The sequence below is a fragment of the Salinivibrio sp. HTSP genome, assembly GCF_003390965.1.
In the GTDB taxonomy this organism is placed as follows: Bacteria; Pseudomonadota; Gammaproteobacteria; order Enterobacterales; family Vibrionaceae; genus Salinivibrio; species Salinivibrio kushneri.
Window position 1 is genome coordinate 79,041 of the sequence record NZ_PXUD01000010.1, and the last position, 22,495, is coordinate 101,535.

20 protein-coding genes are annotated in these 22,495 nt (G+C 52.7%); 9 read left to right on the forward strand and 11 right to left on the reverse strand.

Features of this window, described 5'->3' with window-relative positions:
* The 5 genes from C7A19_RS02025 to rplU all read right to left on the reverse strand — a co-directional run bounded on the left by C7A19_RS02025 (position 1) and on the right by rplU (position 3,353).
* Entirely contained in the window at positions 1-465 is a 465-nt protein-coding gene (locus C7A19_RS02025) for a threonine/serine exporter family protein (RefSeq protein ID WP_069361678.1), read from the reverse strand.
* Entirely contained in the window at positions 462-1,241 is a 780-nt protein-coding gene (locus C7A19_RS02030) for a threonine/serine exporter family protein (protein ID WP_069361677.1), read from the reverse strand. The genes C7A19_RS02025 and C7A19_RS02030 overlap by 4 nt, the downstream gene beginning before the upstream one ends.
* A 146-nt stretch (positions 1,242-1,387) precedes the next feature.
* Positions 1,388-2,548, reverse strand: a complete 1,161-nt coding sequence (cgtA, locus tag C7A19_RS02035) for an Obg family GTPase CgtA (RefSeq protein WP_069361676.1) — start codon at positions 2,546-2,548, stop codon at positions 1,388-1,390.
* A 217-nt stretch (positions 2,549-2,765) separates the two neighbouring features.
* On the reverse strand, positions 2,766-3,023 hold the full coding sequence (gene rpmA, locus C7A19_RS02040) for a 50S ribosomal protein L27 (RefSeq protein WP_069361675.1): 258 nt from the start codon (positions 3,021-3,023) through the stop codon (positions 2,766-2,768).
* 18 nt (positions 3,024-3,041) lie between these two features.
* Positions 3,042-3,353, reverse strand: a complete 312-nt coding sequence (gene rplU / locus C7A19_RS02045; RefSeq protein ID WP_046074286.1) for a 50S ribosomal protein L21 — start codon at positions 3,351-3,353, stop codon at positions 3,042-3,044.
* 367 nt (positions 3,354-3,720) lie between these two features.
* Between rplU and ispB the strand changes: the two genes are divergently transcribed.
* A complete protein-coding gene (gene ispB / locus C7A19_RS02050) occupies positions 3,721-4,692 on the forward strand; it encodes an octaprenyl diphosphate synthase (RefSeq protein WP_116644025.1) in 972 nt (323 codons plus the stop codon).
* A 74-nt stretch (positions 4,693-4,766) separates the two neighbouring features.
* Here the strand turns inward: ispB and mdh are convergent, their stop codons facing one another.
* Entirely contained in the window at positions 4,767-5,705 is a 939-nt protein-coding gene (gene mdh, locus C7A19_RS02055; RefSeq protein ID WP_069361673.1) for a malate dehydrogenase, read from the reverse strand.
* 294 nt (positions 5,706-5,999) lie between these two features.
* Here mdh and argR point away from each other — a divergent pair, with 294 nt between their 5' ends.
* From argR to C7A19_RS02070, 3 genes are all read left to right on the forward strand, one after another.
* On the forward strand, positions 6,000-6,470 hold the full coding sequence (argR, locus tag C7A19_RS02060) for a transcriptional regulator ArgR (protein WP_046074289.1): 471 nt from the start codon (positions 6,000-6,002) through the stop codon (positions 6,468-6,470).
* A gap of 292 nt (positions 6,471-6,762) precedes the next feature.
* Positions 6,763-9,333 (forward strand): TRAP transporter permease, encoded by a 2,571-nt coding sequence (locus C7A19_RS02065; protein ID WP_077486425.1) that lies wholly within the window; start codon positions 6,763-6,765, stop codon positions 9,331-9,333.
* A 59-nt stretch (positions 9,334-9,392) separates the two neighbouring features.
* The gene (locus tag C7A19_RS02070; RefSeq protein ID WP_077458122.1) at positions 9,393-9,824 is read left to right on the forward strand and encodes a universal stress protein; all 432 of its coding nucleotides are present in this window, start codon (positions 9,393-9,395) and stop codon (positions 9,822-9,824) included.
* A gap of 40 nt (positions 9,825-9,864) precedes the next feature.
* Here C7A19_RS02070 and C7A19_RS02075 read toward each other — a convergent pair whose 3' ends face one another.
* Positions 9,865-10,485, reverse strand: coding sequence for a flavin prenyltransferase UbiX (locus tag C7A19_RS02075; protein ID WP_077608821.1), 621 nt, complete (start codon positions 10,483-10,485; stop codon positions 9,865-9,867).
* A complete protein-coding gene (mpl, locus tag C7A19_RS02080; protein ID WP_116644026.1) occupies positions 10,475-11,848 on the reverse strand; it encodes a UDP-N-acetylmuramate:L-alanyl-gamma-D-glutamyl-meso-diaminopimelate ligase in 1,374 nt (457 codons plus the stop codon). The genes C7A19_RS02075 and mpl overlap by 11 nt, the downstream gene beginning before the upstream one ends.
* A gap of 256 nt (positions 11,849-12,104) precedes the next feature.
* On the opposite strand from mpl, the gene fbp reads away from it, so the two are divergent.
* Both fbp and ppa read left to right on the forward strand, forming a co-directional pair.
* The gene (fbp, locus tag C7A19_RS02085) at positions 12,105-13,127 is read left to right on the forward strand and encodes a class 1 fructose-bisphosphatase (protein WP_116644027.1); all 1,023 of its coding nucleotides are present in this window, start codon (positions 12,105-12,107) and stop codon (positions 13,125-13,127) included.
* A 126-nt stretch (positions 13,128-13,253) separates the two neighbouring features.
* Positions 13,254-13,781: an inorganic diphosphatase gene (gene ppa, locus C7A19_RS02090; RefSeq protein WP_046074295.1), complete on the forward strand. Its 528-nt coding sequence runs from the start codon at positions 13,254-13,256 to the stop codon at positions 13,779-13,781.
* A 52-nt stretch (positions 13,782-13,833) separates the two neighbouring features.
* On the opposite strand, the gene C7A19_RS02095 is transcribed toward ppa, so the two are convergent.
* Both C7A19_RS02095 and C7A19_RS02100 read right to left on the reverse strand, forming a co-directional pair.
* Positions 13,834-17,604 (reverse strand): translocation/assembly module TamB domain-containing protein, encoded by a 3,771-nt coding sequence (locus tag C7A19_RS02095; protein WP_116644028.1) that lies wholly within the window; start codon positions 17,602-17,604, stop codon positions 13,834-13,836.
* Complete coding sequence (locus C7A19_RS02100; protein ID WP_235614243.1) at positions 17,601-19,304, reverse strand: autotransporter assembly complex family protein; 1,704 nt, start codon at positions 19,302-19,304, stop codon at positions 17,601-17,603. The genes C7A19_RS02095 and C7A19_RS02100 overlap by 4 nt, the downstream gene beginning before the upstream one ends.
* 182 nt (positions 19,305-19,486) lie before the next feature.
* Here C7A19_RS02100 and msrA point away from each other — a divergent pair, with 182 nt between their 5' ends.
* Positions 19,487-20,125, forward strand: coding sequence for a peptide-methionine (S)-S-oxide reductase MsrA (gene msrA / locus C7A19_RS02105; protein ID WP_077659331.1), 639 nt, complete (start codon positions 19,487-19,489; stop codon positions 20,123-20,125).
* Positions 20,126-20,194: 69 nt separating this feature from the next.
* Here the strand turns inward: msrA and C7A19_RS02110 are convergent, their stop codons facing one another.
* Positions 20,195-20,401 carry a DUF1107 domain-containing protein gene (locus C7A19_RS02110; RefSeq protein ID WP_025673598.1) on the reverse strand — a complete coding sequence of 69 codons (207 nt, stop codon included), beginning with the start codon at positions 20,399-20,401 and terminating at the stop codon, positions 20,195-20,197.
* 372 nt (positions 20,402-20,773) lie between these two features.
* Here C7A19_RS02110 and C7A19_RS02115 point away from each other — a divergent pair, with 372 nt between their 5' ends.
* A complete protein-coding gene (locus C7A19_RS02115; RefSeq protein WP_077608634.1) occupies positions 20,774-21,331 on the forward strand; it encodes a YtfJ family protein in 558 nt (185 codons plus the stop codon).
* 412 nt (positions 21,332-21,743) lie between these two features.
* Complete coding sequence (locus tag C7A19_RS02125) at positions 21,744-22,457, forward strand: DUF2796 domain-containing protein (protein WP_116644030.1); 714 nt, start codon at positions 21,744-21,746, stop codon at positions 22,455-22,457.
* Positions 22,458-22,495 lie beyond the last annotated feature (38 nt).

Here is a 22,495-nt window from a genome sequence, read left to right on the forward strand (position 1 = left end):
TCAAATCACTGGTCGGCGACGATAAAACAATAACCCTGGCATCGCAAGGCCAATGGCCAGTGCCGAGAGAATGAACCCCGCGGTGGTCAGGTTTTCAATAAGGCTCGCCCATAAAGCAGGGCTATAGCCTTGATTGTTGATGGTTACCAACGCAATCATCGCTTTAAACGCGTAAACGCCGGGGATCATCGGGATAATTGCCGCCACGGTAAACACCTTAGGATGCGCCAAAAAGCGCTGCGACCAGTACACACCTAAAAAGCCAATCGTGGTCGCGCCTGCCAGCGTGGCCCATTCAATGGCGACCCCGGATTCCATCAGCACAAAGCGCAAACCATGGCCGACCGCACCGCCATAGGCACAGTATTTGAGCGCCTTAACCGGTACATTAAACACTAATGCAAACCCCACCGCGGGGATCATGGCAAAGAACATATCTTCCAGTAAGGCGAGCAATAAACTCATAACCATCCCCATGCCCCCACAAGACTCATGGCACCAACAATACCCAGCGCTGTTGCCAAGGTGAGCAAGGATGCCATCGTCCAACGAGCGATCCCCATATCGACAAAGCCTTTGACCATATCTGATACCGCGTTTATCAACGGATAGCCGGGGACGAGCATTAAGACTGATGAGGCCATGATAAGGAAGGGTTCGTTACCCCAATCCATTATCGTGCCCACGCTGGATATCAAGGTGGTGACCATCGCGGTGACCGCGAAAGTGAGAAGCGGATTAAAGTGACGGTGGGCAATCAGTTGGCGCACTCGCATGCCGGTGGCAGACGCGATAAACGTGAGTGCAAACACCACGGCATCGCCGCCCGCTAATCGACTGAAAGCCGCACATGACAAGCCTATCATCCCCACCACCAGCCAAGGTGGATAGCGAAAGGGCTCGATCCGACTTAAGCGCTTGCGCACCGCCAAAGCATCGAGGATCCCTTTCTCGGCCAAAATGACCGTGCGTTGGATATCGGTCACCACTTTCATGTTGATCCCGCGATCGGGGCAACGTCTGGCGGTGGTGATACAATGACCTTGACTGAGCGTGGTGACTACCAAAGAACTCGCCGATAACGCCAGCTCAACGCTATCGAGCCCTAGTGCACGTCCTAAGCGAATGCTTACATCACTAACCAGCTTACTTTCCGCGCCATGCTGTAACAGTCGCTGCCCGACTTCAATCACTAAACGCGATATGGCACGTTGCTCTGGCTCGGTTAACCGCTTTCCCACCTTAAAAATCCCTCTTACATTGCGCCTATCTGCTCGCAGTATTCACCACCGACTCGCCACGGTCTTTGATGCAAATAAAGTTGCGATCAGATTATCGCCAAATCGGACATAAAAAAAGCCGCTACAGACGTAACGGCTTTTTAGGATTAAGGCTTGTAGATGATCTCGACGTCGTAGTCGTCTTCGTTCCAATCATCCCAATCATCGTCGTCATCGCTTTGATTGAGCTGCTGTTCGTGGTGATCATCCCACTTGAACGCCACCGTCTCATCTTCCGGCTCAACCTCAGGTTTCGGCGCAGGTAGCGCCTCGATCGATGCCATCAGATCGTAAATAAGCGGTTGGACGTTCGCTTTGTTAATCGCGGATATCGCGTAGTATTTGTCATCCCACGCCAGAGCTTCTAACACACGCTCAATTTGCGCCTGTGCCTCGTCTTCTGGCATCAAATCCACTTTGTTAAATACCAACCAACGCGGTTTATCCGCCAGCTTTTCGCTGTATTGATTCAATTCATCAATAATGGTGAACGCGTTATCGACCGGATCGGTACCATCAACGGGCAGCAAATCAATCATATGTAACAACACACGACAGCGTTCCAGGTGTTTCAAGAAGCGAATCCCCAGTCCCGCGCCATCAGCCGCACCTTCAATCAGACCAGGAATATCGGCCACCACAAAGCTCTTGTCAGCCGCGACACGAACCACGCCAAGGCTAGGCACTAACGTGGTAAAGGGATAATCAGCCACTTTCGGCTTTGCCGCCGACACCGCACGAATAAAGGTCGATTTGCCCGCATTCGGCAAACCTAGCATCCCCACATCGGCCAACAACAACAGCTCCAAACGCAGCTGACGGACTTCGCCTTTAGTTCCCATGGTTTTTTGTCGTGGGGCGCGGTTGACGGACGATTTGAAACGCGTATTGCCAAGGCCGTGAAACCCACCTTTGGCTACCATCACTTTCATGCCATGTTGGGTTAAGTCGGCAATCACCTCACCCGTGTCTTCATCCACAGCCCGGGTACCAACAGGCACATTGAGTACCAAGTCTTCACCGCGTTTACCGGTACAGTTACCCCCGCGACCGTTTTCACCACGCGCTGCAGAGTGAAAGCGCTCAAACTGATAATCGATCAGGGTATTGAGGTTTTCGTCGGCTAGCAGATAGACATCACCACCATCACCGCCATCACCGCCATCTGGGCCCCCTTTAGGGACATATTTTTCCCGCCGGAAGCTGACGGTCCCATTGCCCCCGTCCCCGGCATCGACGCGAATAATCGCTTCATCTACAAACTTCATGCTAACTTCTCCGCACCAATTGCTAAAACGCACGTTTATTGCAACTAGCCTTATCCCAGATTAGTGAATGGCGATCTTATCGATCTTAGGATCATTTTTCTGCTTTGACCGACTTTCCGCGCCTCTCTGATCAAACGCTCATTGACCGGTGATCACCAGACACAATAAAAAGCCCCGCCAAAAGGCAGGGCTTCAGAAATTCGCTTGGCGTTGAAGCTTATTCAGCTTCGATAGTAACGAATTTACGGTTATGACGACCTTTGGTCTCAAATTTCACTTTGCCATCAGACAGAGCGAATAGAGTGTGGTCTTTACCGCAACCTACGTTAGTGCCTGCGTGGAATTTAGTACCACGTTGACGAACGATGATGTTACCTGCTAGTACAGACTCACCACCGAAGCGTTTAACACCTAGGCGTTTACTTTCTGAATCGCGGCCGTTTTTAGTAGAACCGCCAGCTTTTTTGTGTGCCATCTCTTCTCTCTCCTACTCTTAAGCGCTGATGCCAGTGATTTTGACTTCAGTGAACCACTGACGGTGGCCCATGTGCTTGCGAGAATGTTTACGACGACGGAACTTAACGATATTCACTTTATCGCCGCGACCGTGAGTAACAACTTCTGCTGTTACTTTTGCACCGCTAACAAAAGGCGCGCCAACTTTAACGTCTTCGCCGTTTGCCACTAGCAATACTTTGTCAAGTTCTACACTTGCGCCAGTTTCAACGTCTAGCTTTTCCAAGCGAATAGTCTGGCCTTCGCTTACTCGGTGTTGCTTACCACCACTTTGGAAAACTGCGTACATGTTTTACTCCGCATTTCCGCACGGCCTGCTGCAATATTGAGCAACAAGGGGTGCGCATATAATTCATCAATAGGGCGCGAATTCTACGGCAGAAATTGATTTGAGGCAAGAGGGGAAAGCAAGAAAATTGGTGAAAAGGTGCTCAGCATTAATTCCCACACATTTTCCCTGTGCGAGCGCTATCTCGTCGCCTGTCATCTGGTGTACTATGCCAAGCTAAATACCCGCTCTGGTGCCGATACTGACGAATGTTTCACGCCATTCTGAACGTATTAACGTGCAATATTTCGCCTCTTGCTGCTAGTGAGTTGTGATTTATTTCGTTAGCTCGGCAGGCAAGTAACTAGGACAACGCCCGGATATATTCATGGATTTCAAATCAATCCAAGCCTTAATTAGTGATGACATGGCGCAGGTCGACCAAAAGATCCTCGCCCAGTTAAACTCTGATGTCGCGCTAATCAATCAGCTCGGCTTTTACATCGTTAACAGCGGTGGCAAACGACTGCGCCCGATGCTCGCTGTATTAGCGGCGCGTGCACTTGGTTATCACGGTGACAAACACACCACCGCCGCCGCGTTTATTGAATTCATTCATACCGCCACCTTGCTCCATGATGACGTGGTCGATGAATCGGACTTGCGCCGTGGCAATGCAACCGCCAATGCCTTGTTTGGTAATGCGGCCAGTGTGTTAGTCGGTGATTACATTTACACTCGCTCGTTTCAAATGATGACCAGCCTACGCTCGTTACGCATTCTGGATTTAATGAGTGAGGCTACCAATGTGATTGCTGAAGGGGAAGTGCTGCAATTGATGAATTGTAACGACCCTGATACCACAGAAAACAGTTATATGCAGGTCATCTACTCTAAAACCGCGCGTTTGTTTGAGTCAGCCACCCAGATTGGCGCGATTCTTAACGAGGCAGACGCAGACACGGAGAAAGCCCTCCAAGACTATGGCCGATATCTTGGAACGGCGTTCCAGTTAATTGATGATGTGATTGACTACACCAGTGCTGACAATGAAATGGGCAAGCAAACGGGTGATGATTTGGCAGAAGGCAAACCGACGCTACCTTTGCTGCACGCGATGCAACACGGCTCTGAGGAAGAAGCGGCGATGATTCGTACCGCCATCGAAAAAGGCAATGGCCGCGATAAACTCGAGGCGATTTTGGCCTGTATGGACGCCTGCGGCTCACTGGCGTATACCCGAGAGCGTGCCGAGCAGGAATCAGAAAAAGCCATCCGTGCGCTCGATATATTGCCAGAAACCCCGTATAAACACGCCTTAGTGGCATTGGCGCATTTAGCGGTTGACCGCAACACCTAACGCAATTTAAGCCCCTCAGCCAAACTAAAAAGCGGCGCTATTGCGCCGCTTTCCTCGCGAGAGTCGAATGCCTACTATTTGGCCGCGAACTCTTCGCCCATTTTGATATCTTTACGCAGCGTTTCCAGCATCTTGTCCATCGCTTGTTGCTCATAGGCACTTAGCTCACCGATGCTGAGGATCTCGTCGACTCCCTCTTTACCCAGACGTACAGGTTGAGCGAAGAAGCGGGCGTGCTGACCGTCGCCTTCAACATACGCACATTCCACCACGTTTGATTCACCTTGCAGGGCGCGCACCAGCGAGAGGCCAAAGCGACATGCTGCCTGACCCATTGACAAGGTTGCGGAGCCACCACCGGCTTTAGCTTCAACCACTTCAGTGCCAGCGTTTTGAATGCGCGGCGTCAAGGCTTCAACCTCTTCTTGGCTAAATGTCACGCCTTTTACTTGCGACAATAGCGGCAGAATCGTCACGCCTGAGTGGCCACCGACAACAGGAATAGACACTTCGCGTGGATCCATCCCTTTCAGCTCACCGATAAAGGCTTCTGAGCGAATCACATCCAGCGTGGTCACGCCAAACAGTTTATTTTTATCGTAAACGCCCTTAGCTTTCAGCACATCGGCGGCAATCGCCACCGTGGTATTAACCGGGTTAGTGATAATACCTACGCAGGCTTTTGGACACACATCAGCAATCTTTTCCGCCAATGATTTCACAATGCCCGCGTTCACATTGAACAAATCAGAGCGATCCATACCCGGCTTACGAGCCACCCCTGCAGAGATTAACACCACATCAGCCCCATCAAGTGCTGGCGTTGGATCTTCGCCGCTATAGCCTTTGATGGTGACCGGCGTGGGGATGTGACTCAAGTCAACCGCTACACCTGGCGTAACAGGAGCGATATCGTACAAGGCCAGGTCGGAACCGGCTGGTAAATTGTTTTTTAGCAGTAGGGCTAGAGCCTGACCAATGCCTCCCGCGGCGCCAATCACAGCAACTTTCATGTCGTTCTCCTTTCGATATTTCTTATAGTCCGGATCCGGTCCGGCTTCTGTTCGGGCACAAGTCGCCCATCAATGTTGCGAACTGTTGCTTCATCATATGCCCGCCCCTACCCCCACTCAAGCCTCAGGCGGTGATGATCAGCCTAAGCTCTCATTTTTTCGCTCTCCCTTTGTTTGTCGCGGAGCGTCTGGTCAGCAACAGTGATATTGTCGCCATTTTATACCCTCAGTGATTGCCCCTCGTTGCATGTATATGCAAAATAGCCACTCGTTTGTCATTGCGAGTCTGCCGTCATGCGTAACTCAGAAAAACAAGACCAATTGGTTCGAGCGTTTAAAGCGATCCTCAAAGAAGAAAAGTTCAGTTCTCAGGGTGAGATTGTCGAAGCCCTACGTGCTCAAGGATTTGAGGGCATCAACCAGTCGAAAGTATCACGCATGTTGACCAAATTCGGCGCAGTGCGTACCCGCAACGCCAAAATGGAAATGGTCTATTGCTTACCGATCGAACTCGGTGTCCCCACCACCGGCAGCGCCTTGCGCGAGCTGGTGATGGAGATCGACTATAATGAGGCTGTTGTGGTGATCCATACCGGGCCAGGGGCCGCGCAGCTTATCGCACGGCTTCTCGACTCATTGGGCAAGGCCGAAGGCATCCTGGGTGCCGTGGCCGGAGACGATACCATCTTTATCACGCCCACCCGCGGTACCAGCACAGAAGCCTTATTTGAGGCGGTATGCGATCTGTTTGAATATCATTATTGATTACCCTATCAGGCAGCGCGAAGCCGCTGCCTACCTGCCTTATCTCACTTTTGAGTCACTGCAACGAAAGTAAAAGCGATAACATCGTTTTAATTTTTTGATACCCCTCTGTTACTATCTGCTTTTAGCGGCCACACACTGTTCACGTTTTCGTTAAACGTCAGTGAGACTGCGAGCGTAGCAGTGGGCTGCAGACAGGCGAGTCGCTCATAGATAGTGACGCAGCCGGGTATGCATTTCTCGGGACACTGTAGCCGCATCAGCGGTGCATATGATAATAAGGACAAACTGCATGACGAAGACACATCAATCGTCTCCTGATGTGCAAGACATGGTGGCGCAAGCAGATACTGGCGCACGCTCACCGGATGGACTATCAGGACGTATTCTTTGGCTGGTACCACTTTGCTGGTCCCTGTTTCAGCTTTGGTATGCGTCGCCGCTACCTTTCGCGCTCGACTTTGGCGTACTCAATAATACCGAAGCTCGCTCGCTCCATTTGGCGTTCGCGATGTTTTTGGCCTACACCGCCTACCCCGCGCGTAAGACCTCACCCCGAGATCGGGTGCCATTGCTCGATTGGGTATTTGCACTAGCGGGTAGTTTGGCCGCCGGTTACCTCTTCCTTTTTTATAACCAGCTTGCAGACCGTGCTGGCGCTTATACCTCGTTTGATATTACGGTTGCCGCCATCGGTATGATTCTGATGCTTGAGGCAACACGCCGCGCCCTTGGCCCACCGCTAATGGTGGTGGCAGGTGTGTTCTTACTCTATACCTTTGCCGGCCCTTACATGCCGGACGTCATCGCTCACAAAGGCGCGAGCTTGAACAAAGCCATGTCACACTTGTGGCTGACTACTGAAGGCGTCTTCGGGGTGGCACTGGGCGTCTCTACCTCGTTTGTATTCCTGTTTGTCCTGTTCGGTGCCTTGCTCGACCGCGCCGGTGCCGGCGGCTACTTCATTAAAGTGGCCTTCTCACTACTCGGTCACATGCGCGGTGGCCCCGCCAAAGCCGCGGTGGTCGCGTCCGGCCTGTCCGGTTTGGTCTCGGGTTCTTCGATTGCCAACGTGGTGACCACCGGCACCTTTACCATTCCCTTGATGAAACGCGTGGGCTTCCCAAGTCATAAAGCCGGGGCGGTGGAAGTGGCCGCCTCGACTAATGGCCAGCTCACCCCACCGATTATGGGGGCGGCGGCATTCTTGATGGTGGAATACGTGGGCATTTCCTACGTAGAAGTGATTAAAGCCGCGCTACTTCCCGCACTGATCTCTTATATTGCGCTGATTTACATCGTGCACCTAGAAGCCTGTAAAGCTGGTATGGAAGGCTTACCGCGCCGTCATACCAGCACGGTACTGCAAAAACTGTTCTCGTTTATGACGGTGTTTGTTGGCTTGTTGGTGCTCAGCGCGGCGGTCTACTACGGCATTGGCTGGACCAAAGACGTATTTGGTGCCATGGCAACCGTGGTCATCGGTATCCTCACGCTGATTGCCTATGTGCTGTTGGTGCGTTACTCCGCCCAGTATAAATCGCAAGCAGCGGAAGACCCCGCGGCCGCCGATTTATCCGAGGTCCCCGAGCCCGGCCCCACCGTGCGTTCGGGCTTGTACTACCTGCTGCCAATCGGCGTGCTGGTATGGTGTTTGACCGTGGAGCGCTTCTCGCCAGGCCTCTCTGCATTTTGGGCGACGGTGTTTATGATTTTTATCATTCTCACCCAGCGTCCACTCATTGCCTACTTCAACCAGCGCACTAACTTTAAAGAAGAAATTCGTGACGGGGGCGTTGATCTGCTCGAAGCCTTTGTGACCGGTGCGCGCAACATGATCGGTATCGGTGTCGCCACTGCAGCGGCCGGGATCGTGGTAGGTACGGTGACACTCACCGGTATCGGCTTGGTGATGACAGACTTCGTCGAGTTTATCTCCGGCGGCAACATCTTCCTGATGTTGCTGTTTACCGCGGTGATCAGCTTATTGTTGGGGATGGGACTACCGACCACCGCCAACTATATCGTGGTCTCTACCCTGATGGCGCCAGTGATTGTTACTTTAGGCGCACAGCAGGGGCTGATTATTCCACTGATCGCGGTGCACTTATTTGTGTTCTATTTCGGTATTCTTGCCGATGACACGCCACCGGTCGGCTTGGCCGCCTTTGCCGCGGCGGCCATTGCTAAGTCCGATCCCATCCGCACCGGTGTGCAAGGTTTTACTTACGACATCCGCACCGCCATTCTACCATTTATGTTTATCTTCAATACCCAGTTGTTGTTGCTCGATCTCGATGGCCCCTTCCACCTGATTTTGACCATTGTGTCGGCGACCATAGCGATGCTGGCGTTCTCTGCCGCAACACAAGGTTGGTGGATGACTAGAAACAAATGGTGGGAAACCGCCTTATTGTTATTGATTACCTTCTCCCTTTTCCGTCCAGGGTTTTGGTGGGACGAAGTGTATCCGCCGACGACCAGCTTCCCAGGCACAGAGATCACCCGTGTGGCGGAGCAGCTACCAGACGGGAAGCCGCTGCAGCTTGAAGTGGAAGGAGAAAACTTCTTTGGTGAGCAAGTCTCCAAGCACGTGGTATTGCCCGTGGATCATAGCCTTGAAAGCGGAAAAGCCCGCATTAACGACACAGGCTTAATGCTTCGCGAGGAAGACGACAAGTTGTTGGTGGATATGATCCAATTTGGCAGTGACGCTGACAAAGCAGGGATTGATTTTGATTGGCAAATCAAAACAGTGACTATCGATAATGTCCGGCCATGGAAAGAGTGGGTGTTTGTCCCTACTCTCTTGCTCTTAGCATTGTTGGGGTGGAATCAACGCCGCCGTATTCGCCAAGCCTAATAACAGGGGGACGTGTGTGACACGTGCCCCTTTTTTTTATAAGTGCAAAGGATATCGCTATGTATAAACATATCTTGGTTCCGGTCGATTTGAACGACGAAAGCTTTGCAGATACCGCGGTCGATCACGCTGTTTGGCTCGCCAGCCAGTCAGGTGCCAAAATCCACCTGCTCACTGTATTGCCCGGCATTCATAATTCGATGGTCGCCTCTTACTTCCCTGAAGAAGCCGCCAATAAAATGAAACGCGACATGAAGCGCAATTTACAAGGATTTGCGGATAAATATGTCCCCAAGGGCGTGGCCTGTCAGGTGTCGGTTGAAGAAGGTAAGCCCTACAAGGGGATCATTAAAACGGCAGAGCGCATCGGCTGCGATCTGATTGTGATGCCAAGCCATAAGCGTTCACGCGTCAATAAAATGATGCTGGGTTCGGTCGCCGCCAAAGTGCTCGAGGGCGCGAGTGTCCATGTAATGGTGTTAAAACCTTAACCATACGGTTCAGGCACGTCGATGCGTGCCTGAGCATTGTTCACCGCTGGCGTTGATCATAGCCCCAGCGAGGCACCAAGGTTTGTTCGGCCCCCAAGTGATCTAAAATGCGTGCCACCATAAAGTCCACTAAATCATCGATCGACTGGGGCTGGTGATAAAAGCCTGGCGCGGCAGGCATAATGGTGACACCCATCTGCGACAGCTTGTGCATGTTTTCTAAATGCAGCGTTGAAAACGGGGTCTCGCGCACCACCAAGAGCAACTGTCCGCGCTCTTTAAGTACCACATCCGCCGCGCGTTCGATAAGGTTATCGGACAAACCATGGGCAATGGACGATAACGAACCTGCCGAGCAGGGGCACACCACCATTTGCTTGGGCGCTGCCGATCCCGAGGCGACCGGCGAAAACCAATCTTCTTTACCACAAACGATCAGTTTGTTGCTATCACATTGCAGATGTTCGGCTAATATTTTCTGTGCCGCTTGCGGGCCTGACGGAAGTTTCAGCCCATGCTCGGTCGCTAACACCACACGTGCGGCCGACGAGATCAATAAGAAAACCTGATAATTTTGTGCGAGCAGGCACTCGAGCAAACGTAGGCCGTAGGGCGCACCGGACGCGCCTGTCCACGCCAAGGTTATTCGTTTATCCGCCATAAACCGCCTCCTTACTCGCCAGAGCTGTTAGCAGCTTGTCATGAATACCACCAAAGCCGCCGTTGCTCATCACCAACACGGTATCGCCTGCTTGGGCGTGCTCAGTCAGGGCAGTTACCAGTGCATCAATATCGTCATGTCTATGCGCCGGCTGCGTGCAGTTGTCCACCACCGCTTCAAGCGACCAATCTAGCCCTTGCGGTTGATATAAGAACACCGTGTCCGCACGGGCCAACGACGCCGCTAGTGTATCCTTGTGAACCCCTTGCTTCATGGTATTAGAGCGTGGCTCGAGCACAGCGACAATGCGGCCATTACCCACTTTCGCGCGCAACCCCTCAAGGGTCAGGCGAATCGCCGTCGGGTGGTGGGCAAAATCGTCATACACAGTGACACCGGCTTGCTCCCCTCGCCACTCTAGACGTCGCTTGGTATTGATAAATGTCTCGAGCGATTGGCAGGCCAAATCAGGTGTCACCCCCACATGACGCGCTGCCGCGATGGCCATCAACGCATTACGCACGTTGTGATCACCGACTAAATCCCAGCTCACCGTCCCCACGAGTTCACCGGCAAAGTACACGTCAAATTGACTGCCAGCCGGGTCTTTTTTCATGCTCTGCCACTGGCCATCCGGCCCGGCGTACACACACTCACTCCAACAGCCCATCGCCAACGTGTCCGTGACATTGGTATCGTCTGAGGGCGCAATAATTTGCCCAATCCCCGGCACGGTACGCACCACATGGTGAAATTGTTTCTTGATCGCCGCCAGATCATCAAAAATATCGGCGTGATCGAACTCAAGGTTGTTGATCACCAAGGTTTTCGGTTGGTAGTGGATAAACTTAGAGCGCTTATCGAAAAACGCACTGTCATATTCATCCGCCTCCACCACAAAAAACGGGCTATCACCTAATCGCGCCGACGCGTTAAAGTTACTCGCCACCCCGCCAATCAAAAAGCCGGGGGCGTAGCCACAGTCTTCTAAAATCCACGCTAGCATACTCGCGGTGGTGGTCTTTCCATGGGTGCCAGAGACCGCGAGTACCCAGCGGTCTTGCAGGAGAAAATCATGCAGCCATTGCGGGCCTGACGTATACGGCAAGCCTTGATTGAGGACCGCCTCGACACAAGGGTTACCACGGCTCATGGCATTGCCAATCACCACCAAGTCTGGGGTGGGAGAAAGCTGAGCCGGGTCATAGCCTTCAATAATATCGATTCCCTGAGACTCAAGTAGCGTGCTCATCGGGGGATAAACATGGCTGTCAGAGCCCGTCACCCTGTGCCCCAATTGTTTTGCCAGCATGGCTGCGCCACCCATAAAAGTCCCGCAGATGCCTAAAATATGAATATGCATAGCCTTCACTGTATTGTTGATTGCCCTGCCATTTGGCGCAGGCGGTTATTATGCCTCGGATTAACGCTTGGGTCTTATCGCTTGCGCGCATCTGACATGGTTTTTATGTCGCGATCACACTTCCCTCGCCTGATTCATTTCTTCAGTACGATTAAAAAGTCACGAAAGCTAGAATAGCGGCGATTTCAAGAGGCAGCCCACTGCCCATGTATCCGATTGCACCAGAAAGACAGTTCATCATCATTAAGGATTGAGAATGCCCGACATTAAAACCCTCGGCGAGTACATTGTTGAGAAGCAACACGCGTTCCCGCACGCCAGCGGTGATTTATCTTCTCTTCTCGCCTCCATCCGTCTGGCCGCCAAGATTGTTAACCGTGAAATCAACAAAGCCGGCTTGGTCGACATTGCTGGCGCGATTGGCACGGAAAACGCGCAAGGTGAAGAGCAGCAAAAACTCGACGTCTATGCCAACGAAAAATTTAAAGCCGCGATGGAGGCTCGCGATCAGGTTTGCGGCGTCGCCAGTGAAGAAGAAGATGATGCGGTTATTTTTAATAAACAGCTCAACCGCAATGCTAAATATGTGGTGTTGATTGACCCGCTTGATGGCTCCTCTAACATTGATGTCAATGTGTCTGTTGGCACCATTTTCTCCATCTATCACCGCGTATCACCGGTGGGGACACCGCCCACCGAAGAAGACTTCCTTCAACCCGGTCACCGCCAAGTCGCCGCCGGCTATATCATCTACGGCTCATCCACCATGTTGGTTTACACCACGGGGGATGGTGTGCACGGTTTTACCTATGACCCGTCACTCGGCCTGTTCTGCCTGTCTCACGAAAACATGACCATTCCTAAAGACGGCAGCATTTATTCCATTAACGAGGGTAACTATATTAAGTTCCCGCAGGGCGTCAAAAAATACATCAAATACTGTCAAGAAAACGTCCCTAACGAAAAGCGCCCTTACACGTCGCGTTATATTGGCTCTTTGGTCGCCGACTTTCACCGCAACCTGCTTAAAGGCGGTATTTACCTTTACCCCAGCACGCTCGCCTACCCCAATGGCAAACTGCGCTTGCTGTATGAGTGCAACCCGATGGCCTTTATTATTGAGCAAGCTGGCGGCAAAGCAACCGATGGCACCCAGCGCATCATGGACATTGCTCCGAATGAACTTCATCAACGCGTGCCTTTCTTTGTTGGCTCAAGCAATATGGTCGATAAAGTCGAAGAATACCTCGACGCTTATCCGGATCATGACGACGAATAAGCGCAAAATAGACGCCTAGCGACAGTCTTCCATGATAAAGAGGCGGCCAATACGGTCGCCTCTGTTATTTTCACGCTTGGCGGTTATAATTGGCACACACTTTTTCATTAAACAAAAGGACATCCCATGAGCCTGAACCAGGTCCCTGCGGGCAAAGAGCTGCCTGAAGATATTTATGTGGTGATTGAGATCCCAGCCAACGCCGATCCGATTAAATATGAAGTTGATAAAGACAGCGGCGCCGTTTTCGTTGACCGTTTCATGGCAACGCCTATGTTCTATCCATGTAACTATGGTTATGTGAACCACACCTTGTCTTTGGATGGTGACCCTGTTGACGTGCTGGTTCCAACCCCATTCCCATTGGTGCCTGGCTCAGTGATCCGCTGCCGCCCTGTTGGCGTGCTGAAAATGACCGATGAGTCAGGTGAGGACGCGAAAGTGATCGCGGTACCGCACAGCAAGCTAACCAAAGAGTACGATCACGTCAAAGACGTGAACGACCTGCCTGAGCTGCTAAAAGCGCAAATCACTCACTTCTTCGAGCGCTATAAAGAGCTAGAAGCCGGCAAGTGGGTGAAAGTTGACGGTTGGGAAGATGCCCAAGCGGCGAAAGACGAAATCTTGTCTTCATTTGAGCGCGCAAAACAGTAATCAGCCGCTTCAATGAAACACAGCCCGCGTGAACTCGCGGGCTTTTTTGTCTCTATTTGATCTCAAACTGATAGAGCAGATCCACCGCCTGATCGACACCGGATACCGCTTCAAGATAGAGGTCTTGCATCAGTCGATAGCGCACCGTAAACACCCCTATCGCATCGAAGATCCCCACGCCGTATTTCACCTCTAGATCGGGCAGAATATAACCGGACACTTCCACTTTTTGCTCATCACCAGCGCCTGAGGTATCGAGAGTCAGATCCTCGACCCCAAACGCCTGACCAATCTCCCCGACCAACTTGCCACTTTGCGCTAAGCCCAAACCAATCAGCATCGAGGTCATATTGGCATCACCGGCACCAGCATCAAGCGCGCGGCCACGTAACAAATAGGACAGGGCGTTGGCCTGCGAGCCAGCTGGATCCATAAATACATCGGCAACCGGATCATCAGCGGGCCCGGTTAAACGGATCCCCGCTGTGACATCCCCTTCGATGCGTTCAGGATTTCGAATCGCTTCCACTTGCAAGTACGGCTGATCGGCAGGGCCATTGAATAAGATCTCGCCCTTTTTAATCAGCAAGTCTTGACCAAAGGAGCGGTAAGTACCATCAAGCAAGCTCACATTCCCCACAATCAAGGCGCCTTGCTGATTGTTTTTAATATTAAGCTCACCTGCCAAACGAGATTTCAGTCCAAACGCCGCTAACTGTACATCTTCTCCCAGAACGAGTTGCACATCAGTCTGTAAGTTAAAGGGCACGGATTCACTTTGCTCAATATTCTCTGGCACATAGTTCTCTTTCAGCATTACGGTGTCGTCCGACACCGTGATGGCAGATTCGGGGAGATTTTCGACTTCAATCCGTCCCCATGGCACACGAATGTCGCCCTTAATAGTCATATCATGCGGTGTTGCCGATACCGTAAGATCAGGTGCCACATCCAGCCGCACCATCGGCGGCACGTTGACGCGTAAGGTGTCACCCGCCACATTTAAGCCAAAGCGCCAATCGTCGATGCTAGGCCATTGCCCATCGCCACTAAGTGCCAGCACACCATCCGGCGTCACCAGCTCGCCTTCCACCTTGCCTTGCTTGCCATCCAACGTGAGCGCTAGCTGCCCATCGTTTACATCAACAGGTGACGCCAAGCCTTTGACTCGCAATGCATCAATGGTCAGCCCGCCATACACATCAGGCAGGGTCAACGGCCCTTCCACGCGTAAGTTAGCATTTACTTCGCCATTAATATCCGCTTGTTGATCGCTGCCTAGCAATGGTTCGAGTTTAGCCAGCTGAACGTCATTGACCGTCACCTCCCCCGTCAAGGAGCGATTTGGCGCCAACAAATCGCTCAAAGTAAAGGCCGAGGCGAGGGTTCCCCCTTCGGACAAGGTCAGCGCCAGCGCGCCCTGCAATTTATCCTGATGCCAACGCGCATTGAGATTGGCATGTTGCCAGCCAATCACCAGCGGCGTATCGGCCTGCTCGCGTACATCGCCATCCGCAATATCAATCGATGCTTGCACATCCGGTGAGGCGTCAGGCTGCCAGCGTGCGTGAACCGCGGCATTGGCACGTGTATCAAGTTGCCATTCCGGCGGTAAGAAGGCGGCGATTTGCGCAGCTTCAAAGCCTTCAATCTTGGCGGCCACGTCACCTCGCGCGCCGACTGTCGCCGATTGCGATAAGCACAAAGATGTCGCTTGCCACTGCCAACAATGCTCGCCAATCTCGGTTTGCATATCGGCGAAGCTGAGCGCAATCGGTGCCACGCTTTGTTGGACAATGTCGCCAAGATCGTCCACGTTCACCGATGTATCGAGCAATCTCCCTTTCCAGCCTGTCTCTCGCGCCAGCGCACCTTCAATACGTAACGCGCCAGACGCTGGGGCACCTTGCCAGCGCAAATCCAGCTGATGGGCTGCTTCATCACCACGAAAGATTAAATCGAGGTTATCTAAACGCGCGGTTTGATAGCGCCCGCCCAATACCGATACCGTCAAATCACCACCCAAGCGGTCTTTCACGGCAAGATTGCCGTCTACCGTCAGCTGATTAATGCGCACATCTTGCCAACGCAACTGCTTAGCATGAAGCGCCAGTTTTGCCGCTGGCTGCGCAAACGGTCCGCTCAGTTTCACATCGCCGCGGATCACGCCAGCGAGCATCGGCAAGGATTGCGATAAATCGGCAATATCGACCGACAGTCCCATTTGCCACTCATCACGCACTTGCCCTTGCGCCGTGACTTGGTTGGGGCCATGCGACAGCGTCAGTCCCGGTGTCGACACGCTCGGCTGGCCATCGCCATCCCGGTCATGCGCATTGAGTGCGCCCGCGACTGCCAGTGGCAGTTCTTGCAGTTGACCATGCACCACCAACGTGGGCACAGACACATCCCATCCGCCTTGGCTCGTTAAGCGGCCACGATGGCTGATTGCACCGGTTAAATCCCCCGTGACCTCTGGCCATTGCTGCTGAGGTTGAATGTTGGCAAACCCTAACTCTGCTTGCCAAAAAGGCACGCTAGACCAATCGACGCTGGCACGACCGGCCACCTTGCCACCCAGTGTATTGGCCTCCAGCTGCGAGAAGGTCAGCGCCGAGAGATTGCCTTGGCCGGTTACATTCAGTTGAGTGGTCGGCACCTCTGGGCCCTCGACACCGGTTTGTAAGCCGAGCTGATAGTCGGACAAATCCCCATCGGCGTGAAAGTGCAGGTCGCGTAATGCCGCGATCGTGTCCCCTGTCATCGGCCACGCCAATACTTGGCTATCTAACTGCACGGCAAAAGGTAAGTTTGCCGCCAGCACGTTCGCCTCTCCCTCAAGCGTCGCCGTCACCTGACCGCGCGCGTTCGCGCTTAGCTCAAGCGCGGCCAGGCTTCCTTCGGCCGACAGTGATAAAGCTTGGCCTTGAAGAGGGGAAAGGTTACTGGTCAACTGGGTTTGCACGGTCAGTGGGTACTCACCTTCAAGTGAAATATCACCCGTAAGGCTCGCGGTGCCTTGCGGAGCGGTCACTGAGAAGCTATCAATGGTTACCGCACTACCTCGAACGCTGCCCGCCAGAGATAACGCAGAAAGGGTTTGTACTGTGCCTGCTTCAATCCGCCCATCTTGCAGACGGAGCTGCTCCACCTCGATAGCCAGCGGCAGCTCTACCGTGGGTAATTCCAACCCCGGATAATGCCATGGCGTGCTTGCCACCGCGCTATTCGGTTTGCCGACTGCTTGGTCGGTATTTTCTTGAGGCTCAGTGTCGCTCGGCAGGCTCACCACCAGCTGCTGCCAATCGGTCGGCGATAGGGTTAAAGTGTCGCCAACAAAGTGCACGCCCCCTTGCAGCTGATGCCAACTCACCGACTGCTCGGCAACCTGAATAGCCACATCGTTAAAGGCAAAGGCATTAACATGGATCGGCAGCGGCGCTTGGATAGCCGGTGTGGAGACGTCTTCCGATGATGTTTCCTCCTCACTCGCGGGCAAATGAATATCAAGGGTGACTCCTTCGACGGCCAATTGGTCAATACAAATCGCAGGCGTCAGTAAGCACTTACCTTGGATAACAAGCCTGAGATGTTCGGCGTTCAGTTGCAGCTGCGCATCATCATAGCGCACCCCTTGCAGTACAAACCCGGAAAGTAGGCTGCCGTCGGCCTCATCAATCGATAAAGCAGGCAGCGCTTTCTGCGCGCCCCACACCCCTACCTGCAAGCCCACAGGCGTAAAAAGTGCGGCCGCTACCAGCCCCACCACAGAAAAAAGACTGATTAACGTCATAAACGTTAGTCTGACCAACCAACGACTCATAATTCAGGCCCTAAGGTAAGGTGTACACGAAAATCATCATCGTCATTATCAAAACCATGTGCGACATCAAGGCGAATCGGGCCGACCGGCGATGACCAGCGAATACCGGTACCAGCCGCACGCTTCCACGATAAACGACTGGTCCACGCGTCACCGCCATCGGCAAATAGCGCCCACCACCAGTTGCCGCCAAGGCGATATTGATACTCTAACGTCCCGGTCAACATATAGCGCGCACCGCTCAGCTGGCCGCTTTCATCACGCGGAGAAACGGTCTCGTAGCCATAGCCGCGAATACTGTTGTCCCCCCCGGCGAAAAAACGCAACGATGGCGGCGCTTCACTAAATTCTTCAGAAATCAGAGCGCCACCATCGACGCGTAATAAACCGCGATGGTTTTTGTTCAGGCTACGAATCCACGCACTCCGCCCTTGCAAGCGCACCAAACTAATATCTGACAACCAAATCGGATCGGCCGCTTCCAATGTAATCGATTGTTTATCTCCCCAATGCGGCATTAATCCACCGCGTGCACGCGTGCGAGTGAAATTGATCCCAGGCAGCACCACGCTGACGCTATCTTCATCTTGCCCTTGGGTGTAGTCTTCATAAAGCCAGCGTAACGAGACACTGCGTTGCCAGCCGGTATCATACAGCCAATGTCTAGAAACCGACGTCGACACCTCAAGGCTGGAGGTGTCGCGTTGTTCGGTGTTTTGTAACCCTAACTGCACTTGATAATACTCGCGGGAAACATCCTCCAAAGGGACCTTGTAGGTCGAGGTCAACGTCTGCTCAGGTTCAGAAATCGCGAGTGATGTGGTGATACTGTGGCCGCGTGAGTTATACCAAGGCTTGCGCCAGTTAAACTTGAACCGTGGACCAATGTCAGTGGAATACCCAACCCCAGTTTCAAACTTATTGCGCGCTTCCGGGGTCAGCGTCACCTTGATGGGGACTTCATTATCTTCCGCTTGCTCCATGTCCGCTTGCACCAAGGCACTGGAGAACCAACCGGTATTCGCGAGCGCTTGGTTAAACTCTCCCAGTACCGACACACGATACGGCTCACCCGGGGAAAAATCACGTAGGGTGTCCAGACGCTGCAACTGAATTTGCGCGCCTTGGTAGCGAATCGCACCAAAGTGATAACGCTTGCCACTGGCAAAGTGAAGCCGAATAAAGGCCTGCTGACGATCAGGCGCGACCTCTAATCGCGTTTGCGTAAAGCGACCATCAAAGTATCCCTTTTTCACCGCCAAGCTTTGAATCTGGCTTTTTAGCGTCTCGTAATCATTGTGATTGAGCCTCGCGCCCGGCTGCGGCCCGTCAGCCTTGAGAGCATGAAAATCGTCATCCATGCCCGCTTCACCGCTAAACACCACATCCACTTGCGCCAAGCGCACAGGATCACCGGGGTCAACCTTGACGTTAAGCGTGGCATCACCGTCCATGTGAGTGGTAATCTTGGGTTGATAAAACCCCACCGCTTGCAGCGCTTTGCGCACATCTTTTTCGACGCGAGCAATAAATCGGTAGGAGCCATCCCGCTCTTCTGGGGCAATCGCCGCAAGATAGGTCTCGACGTTATCTTGTGCAATGCCATCTAGCCCTTCAATATCTATGTCGACATCCGCACGAGCCATACTAGACATCAAGCTGATAGCGATCGCGAATAGGGGGAATAACCGTATATTCATGCAGTGAGATCCATTACCCGGGTGTCGCCCGGCTAAATTGATGATATCTTGCCATATTACGTGTTGAGCGGGGCAGGAGGCCAGCACCATGTTGTTCATAAGGTGCGGGATCCATGCCTGAATGCCAACCATTAACGCGCATAGCAGCACGCATTGCGCTTTTTCATCACAGCAGTCAAAGGATGCCTATGTCGATGCAATCTTCCTTTACCCAACCTGACAATGCGATAGCGGATCGACCCGATCCGATTATTCCAGCCGAACCGCACGCGGTATTTAATCAGCCTATCACGGCCATGCCAGCGGCTGGTCAAAAACAGGTCATTTTTGGTATGGGCTGTTTTTGGGGGGCCGAGCGAAAGTGGTGGCAACAGCCGGGTGTGGTGATGACATCGGTGGGATACAGTGGCGGTGTTACCCAACATCCGCGCTATCAAGACGTCTGCACAGGACAAACCGGCCATGCCGAAGTGGTTAACGTGATTTTTGACCCGTCCGTAGTGAGTTTAGACACCCTACTGGCGGTATTCTGGGAAAACCACGACCCGACCCAAGGTATGCGTCAAGGCAATGACGTCGGCTCGCAGTATCGCTCCGCGATTTACTATTGTGATCCCGCGGATCAAGCCAGTGTCGAAGCGAGCCTGGCCACTTATCAAGCGGCATTGAGAGACGCCGGCAAGCCAGATGCGGTGACCACCGAGATCGCACCGGCCGGCGCGTACTACTTCGCAGAAACTGATCACCAGCAGTACTTGCACAAAAACCCGCAAGGCTACTGCGGCCTGGGTGGCACAGGGGTTTGTTTCCCACCGCAATAAGCCTTTGCTCAATGGCGAGGCATAAAAAAACACGTCCGCTTGGACGTGTTTTTTTGAGTGTGGCGATGTTTATGCAGTAATGGCCATGGCTTTAATTTCTTTATTCACCTCAGTCATTACCGATAACGCTCGTTTGTCACTGTGCCCCGGCGGCAGTAAACGGCCACCATCAAACTCAAACGCGCCTACACCTTCGATGTAGAGTCGGCCCTTAAAAAATCGTTTCACATACCGCGCAATCTGGGTTGGTCGATATTGACGAAAGATGCGAAGCATAAGGATCCCTTTCTTGTTCTCAAAGTCTGTCTAAGCAGACCGAAACGGCAATTCATTTCTTTCACCGTCACGATGACCGTGTGATATTGCCACCTTGGAGCGCCAAATATTATCTGGCAATCTCCGCGTAAAAAGCTAAGCAAGCAAAGTGCCATCTCAATAAGATGGCAATCACAGCATTAGAGCCTACTTGCGAACAGAAGTTCCCGCTTTAGAGAAATACGTTTTGCGGCACAAGTTCGATCGACACAGAAAAGTCCGATCTTGCGCACGGAATCACCCTAGATACTTGGCACAAATCACCGTGTGACGTAACCATAGATAACTTGGCACCTGATGCCAAATAGTACCCACAAACATGGATGATCAATAATGAAAAAAACCACCCTACTTGCTCTCACCTTTGCGTTATTCTCCGGCACGAGTATGGCGCACACGCTCCAAAATGGTGCACCCTTACCGCCAGCCAAGGTCGCCGAGCACGGCGAATTGACGCTGGATGGCGACGATATCGTTTATCAAACTTGGCAAACCGAACAATTGCCGGGCAAAGTACGCGTGATCCAGGCCATCGCCGGACGCAGCAGTGCCAAGGAAATGAATGCACCCTTGATGGAAGCCATCACCGCCGCAGACTTTGACGATGCTCGCTACCAAACCACCACCATCATTAACCAAGATGATGCCATGTGGGGCACCGGTGGCTTTGTCAAATCATCAGCCGAAGACAGTAAACGTGAGTTTAGCTGGTCATCGATTGTGCTCGACGAAAACGGCAATGTCGCAGAGGCATGGCGCCTAAAAGAAGAAAGCTCGTTAATTGCCGTATTGGATGACCAAGGCTCGGTACGCTTTGTCAAAGAAGGCAAATTAAGTGCCGACGAAGTGAATCAAGTCGTCAGCTTGGTCACCCAGTTAGTCAACCGATAACAACCACGCGCGGGGACAGCCCGCGCTGTCATTCAACACTTGGCGTTGATGATGATAATTGTTATGTTATCACATTACTTATGTGGCACGGAAATTGGCATGTCTCGGCGATTGATCGTCCATCTGCTATTTGTTTTGATGCTCAGCCAAGCTGGGCTGTGGGGAGAGCATCATCTCGATACTTTCACCCCAACGCATCATAGTGAGCACTGCAGCGCCTGCCATTTGGTGCCGCCAGCCCTCTTAGCTTATGCGGTCTCAGCACCTGTGCCCACCTATGTGGTCAACGCAATTGTTACCCTTTCAAAGCCACCACGTGCTTACCACACCGCCATTGCCTTTTCAGCTCGCGATCCACCTAGTCGAATAAATTCCCTCATGATTTAACCCATTTATTCACTAGGAGAACCCAATGAAAACACGTTTTTTACCCAGTATTATCGCCATGGCCGTTACGATGGCTGCGACGTCGGCACTCGCCGAAGAAGCCAATTACCAATCGTTTGACGCCCACGTGCACGGTGAAGTGGCCGCTAGCCTCGCCCAAGACGGTGAGCGTGTGCTGATTGAGCTGACCGCGCCCGGCCATGATGTGGTTGGGTTTGAGCATCACCCGAAAAATGCCGCCGATCAGCAAACGCTCGAAGATGCCTATGCGCTGCTGCGTGATGGTGGGAAACGCTTCCAACTTGCCGAAGCGGCGAATTGCCAGCTCGCCGAGACCAAAGTCACCAGCAGTTTTAACGACCACGACGAGCATCACGGCCACGACGAGCATCATAACCACGACGAACATCACGGCCACGATGAGCACCATGACCACGACGAGCACCACGGCCACGATGAGCACCATGACCACGACGAGCACCATGATCACGACGAGCACCACGGCCACGATGAACATGATGCTCACCATGACGACCATCATGGACATGATCACGGTAACCACAATACCTTGTCCGCGAACTATCAATTCGTTTGCCAAAACCCACAAGCCTTCACCGAATTGAAAACTGATTGGTTTAGCCTGTTTCCCAACACAGAAACCATCAAAATTCAGGCCTTTACTAATGATAAGGTCTGGGTAGACACCTTGAATCGTGCCAAGTCGCACATCCAGTGGTAGGGAAAAAGGAGGCGGGGCGCGTTAAGCGCCCCTGTCAG

Bases quoted from the DNA above. Each gene is read 5' to 3' on its own strand.
- C7A19_RS02100 (WP_235614243.1), bottom strand. From the start codon at position 19,304: ATGAATATACGGTTATTCCCCCTATTCGCGATCGCTATCAGCTTGATG.
- rpmA (WP_069361675.1), bottom strand. From the start codon at position 3,023: ATGGCACACAAAAAAGCTGGCGGTTCTACTAAAAACGGCCGCGATTCA.
- C7A19_RS02125 (WP_116644030.1), top strand. From the start codon at position 21,744: ATGAAAACACGTTTTTTACCCAGTATTATCGCCATGGCCGTTACGATG.
- ppa (WP_046074295.1), top strand. From the start codon at position 13,254: ATGAGCCTGAACCAGGTCCCTGCGGGCAAAGAGCTGCCTGAAGATATT.
- rplU (WP_046074286.1), bottom strand. From the start codon at position 3,353: ATGTACGCAGTTTTCCAAAGTGGTGGTAAGCAACACCGAGTAAGCGAA.
- C7A19_RS02110 (WP_025673598.1), bottom strand. From the start codon at position 20,401: ATGCTTCGCATCTTTCGTCAATATCGACCAACCCAGATTGCGCGGTAT.
- cgtA (WP_069361676.1), bottom strand. From the start codon at position 2,548: ATGAAGTTTGTAGATGAAGCGATTATTCGCGTCGATGCCGGGGACGGG.
- C7A19_RS02115 (WP_077608634.1), top strand. From the start codon at position 20,774: ATGAAAAAAACCACCCTACTTGCTCTCACCTTTGCGTTATTCTCCGGC.
- ispB (WP_116644025.1), top strand. From the start codon at position 3,721: ATGGATTTCAAATCAATCCAAGCCTTAATTAGTGATGACATGGCGCAG.
- fbp (WP_116644027.1), top strand. From the start codon at position 12,105: ATGCCCGACATTAAAACCCTCGGCGAGTACATTGTTGAGAAGCAACAC.
- argR (WP_046074289.1), top strand. From the start codon at position 6,000: ATGCGTAACTCAGAAAAACAAGACCAATTGGTTCGAGCGTTTAAAGCG.
- C7A19_RS02065 (WP_077486425.1), top strand. From the start codon at position 6,763: ATGACGAAGACACATCAATCGTCTCCTGATGTGCAAGACATGGTGGCG.
- C7A19_RS02095 (WP_116644028.1), bottom strand. From the start codon at position 17,604: ATGAGTCGTTGGTTGGTCAGACTAACGTTTATGACGTTAATCAGTCTT.
- C7A19_RS02025 (WP_069361678.1), bottom strand. From the start codon at position 465: ATGAGTTTATTGCTCGCCTTACTGGAAGATATGTTCTTTGCCATGATC.
- C7A19_RS02070 (WP_077458122.1), top strand. From the start codon at position 9,393: ATGTATAAACATATCTTGGTTCCGGTCGATTTGAACGACGAAAGCTTT.
- mpl (WP_116644026.1), bottom strand. From the start codon at position 11,848: ATGCATATTCATATTTTAGGCATCTGCGGGACTTTTATGGGTGGCGCA.
- msrA (WP_077659331.1), top strand. From the start codon at position 19,487: ATGCCTATGTCGATGCAATCTTCCTTTACCCAACCTGACAATGCGATA.
- mdh (WP_069361673.1), bottom strand. From the start codon at position 5,705: ATGAAAGTTGCTGTGATTGGCGCCGCGGGAGGCATTGGTCAGGCTCTA.
- C7A19_RS02075 (WP_077608821.1), bottom strand. From the start codon at position 10,485: ATGGCGGATAAACGAATAACCTTGGCGTGGACAGGCGCGTCCGGTGCG.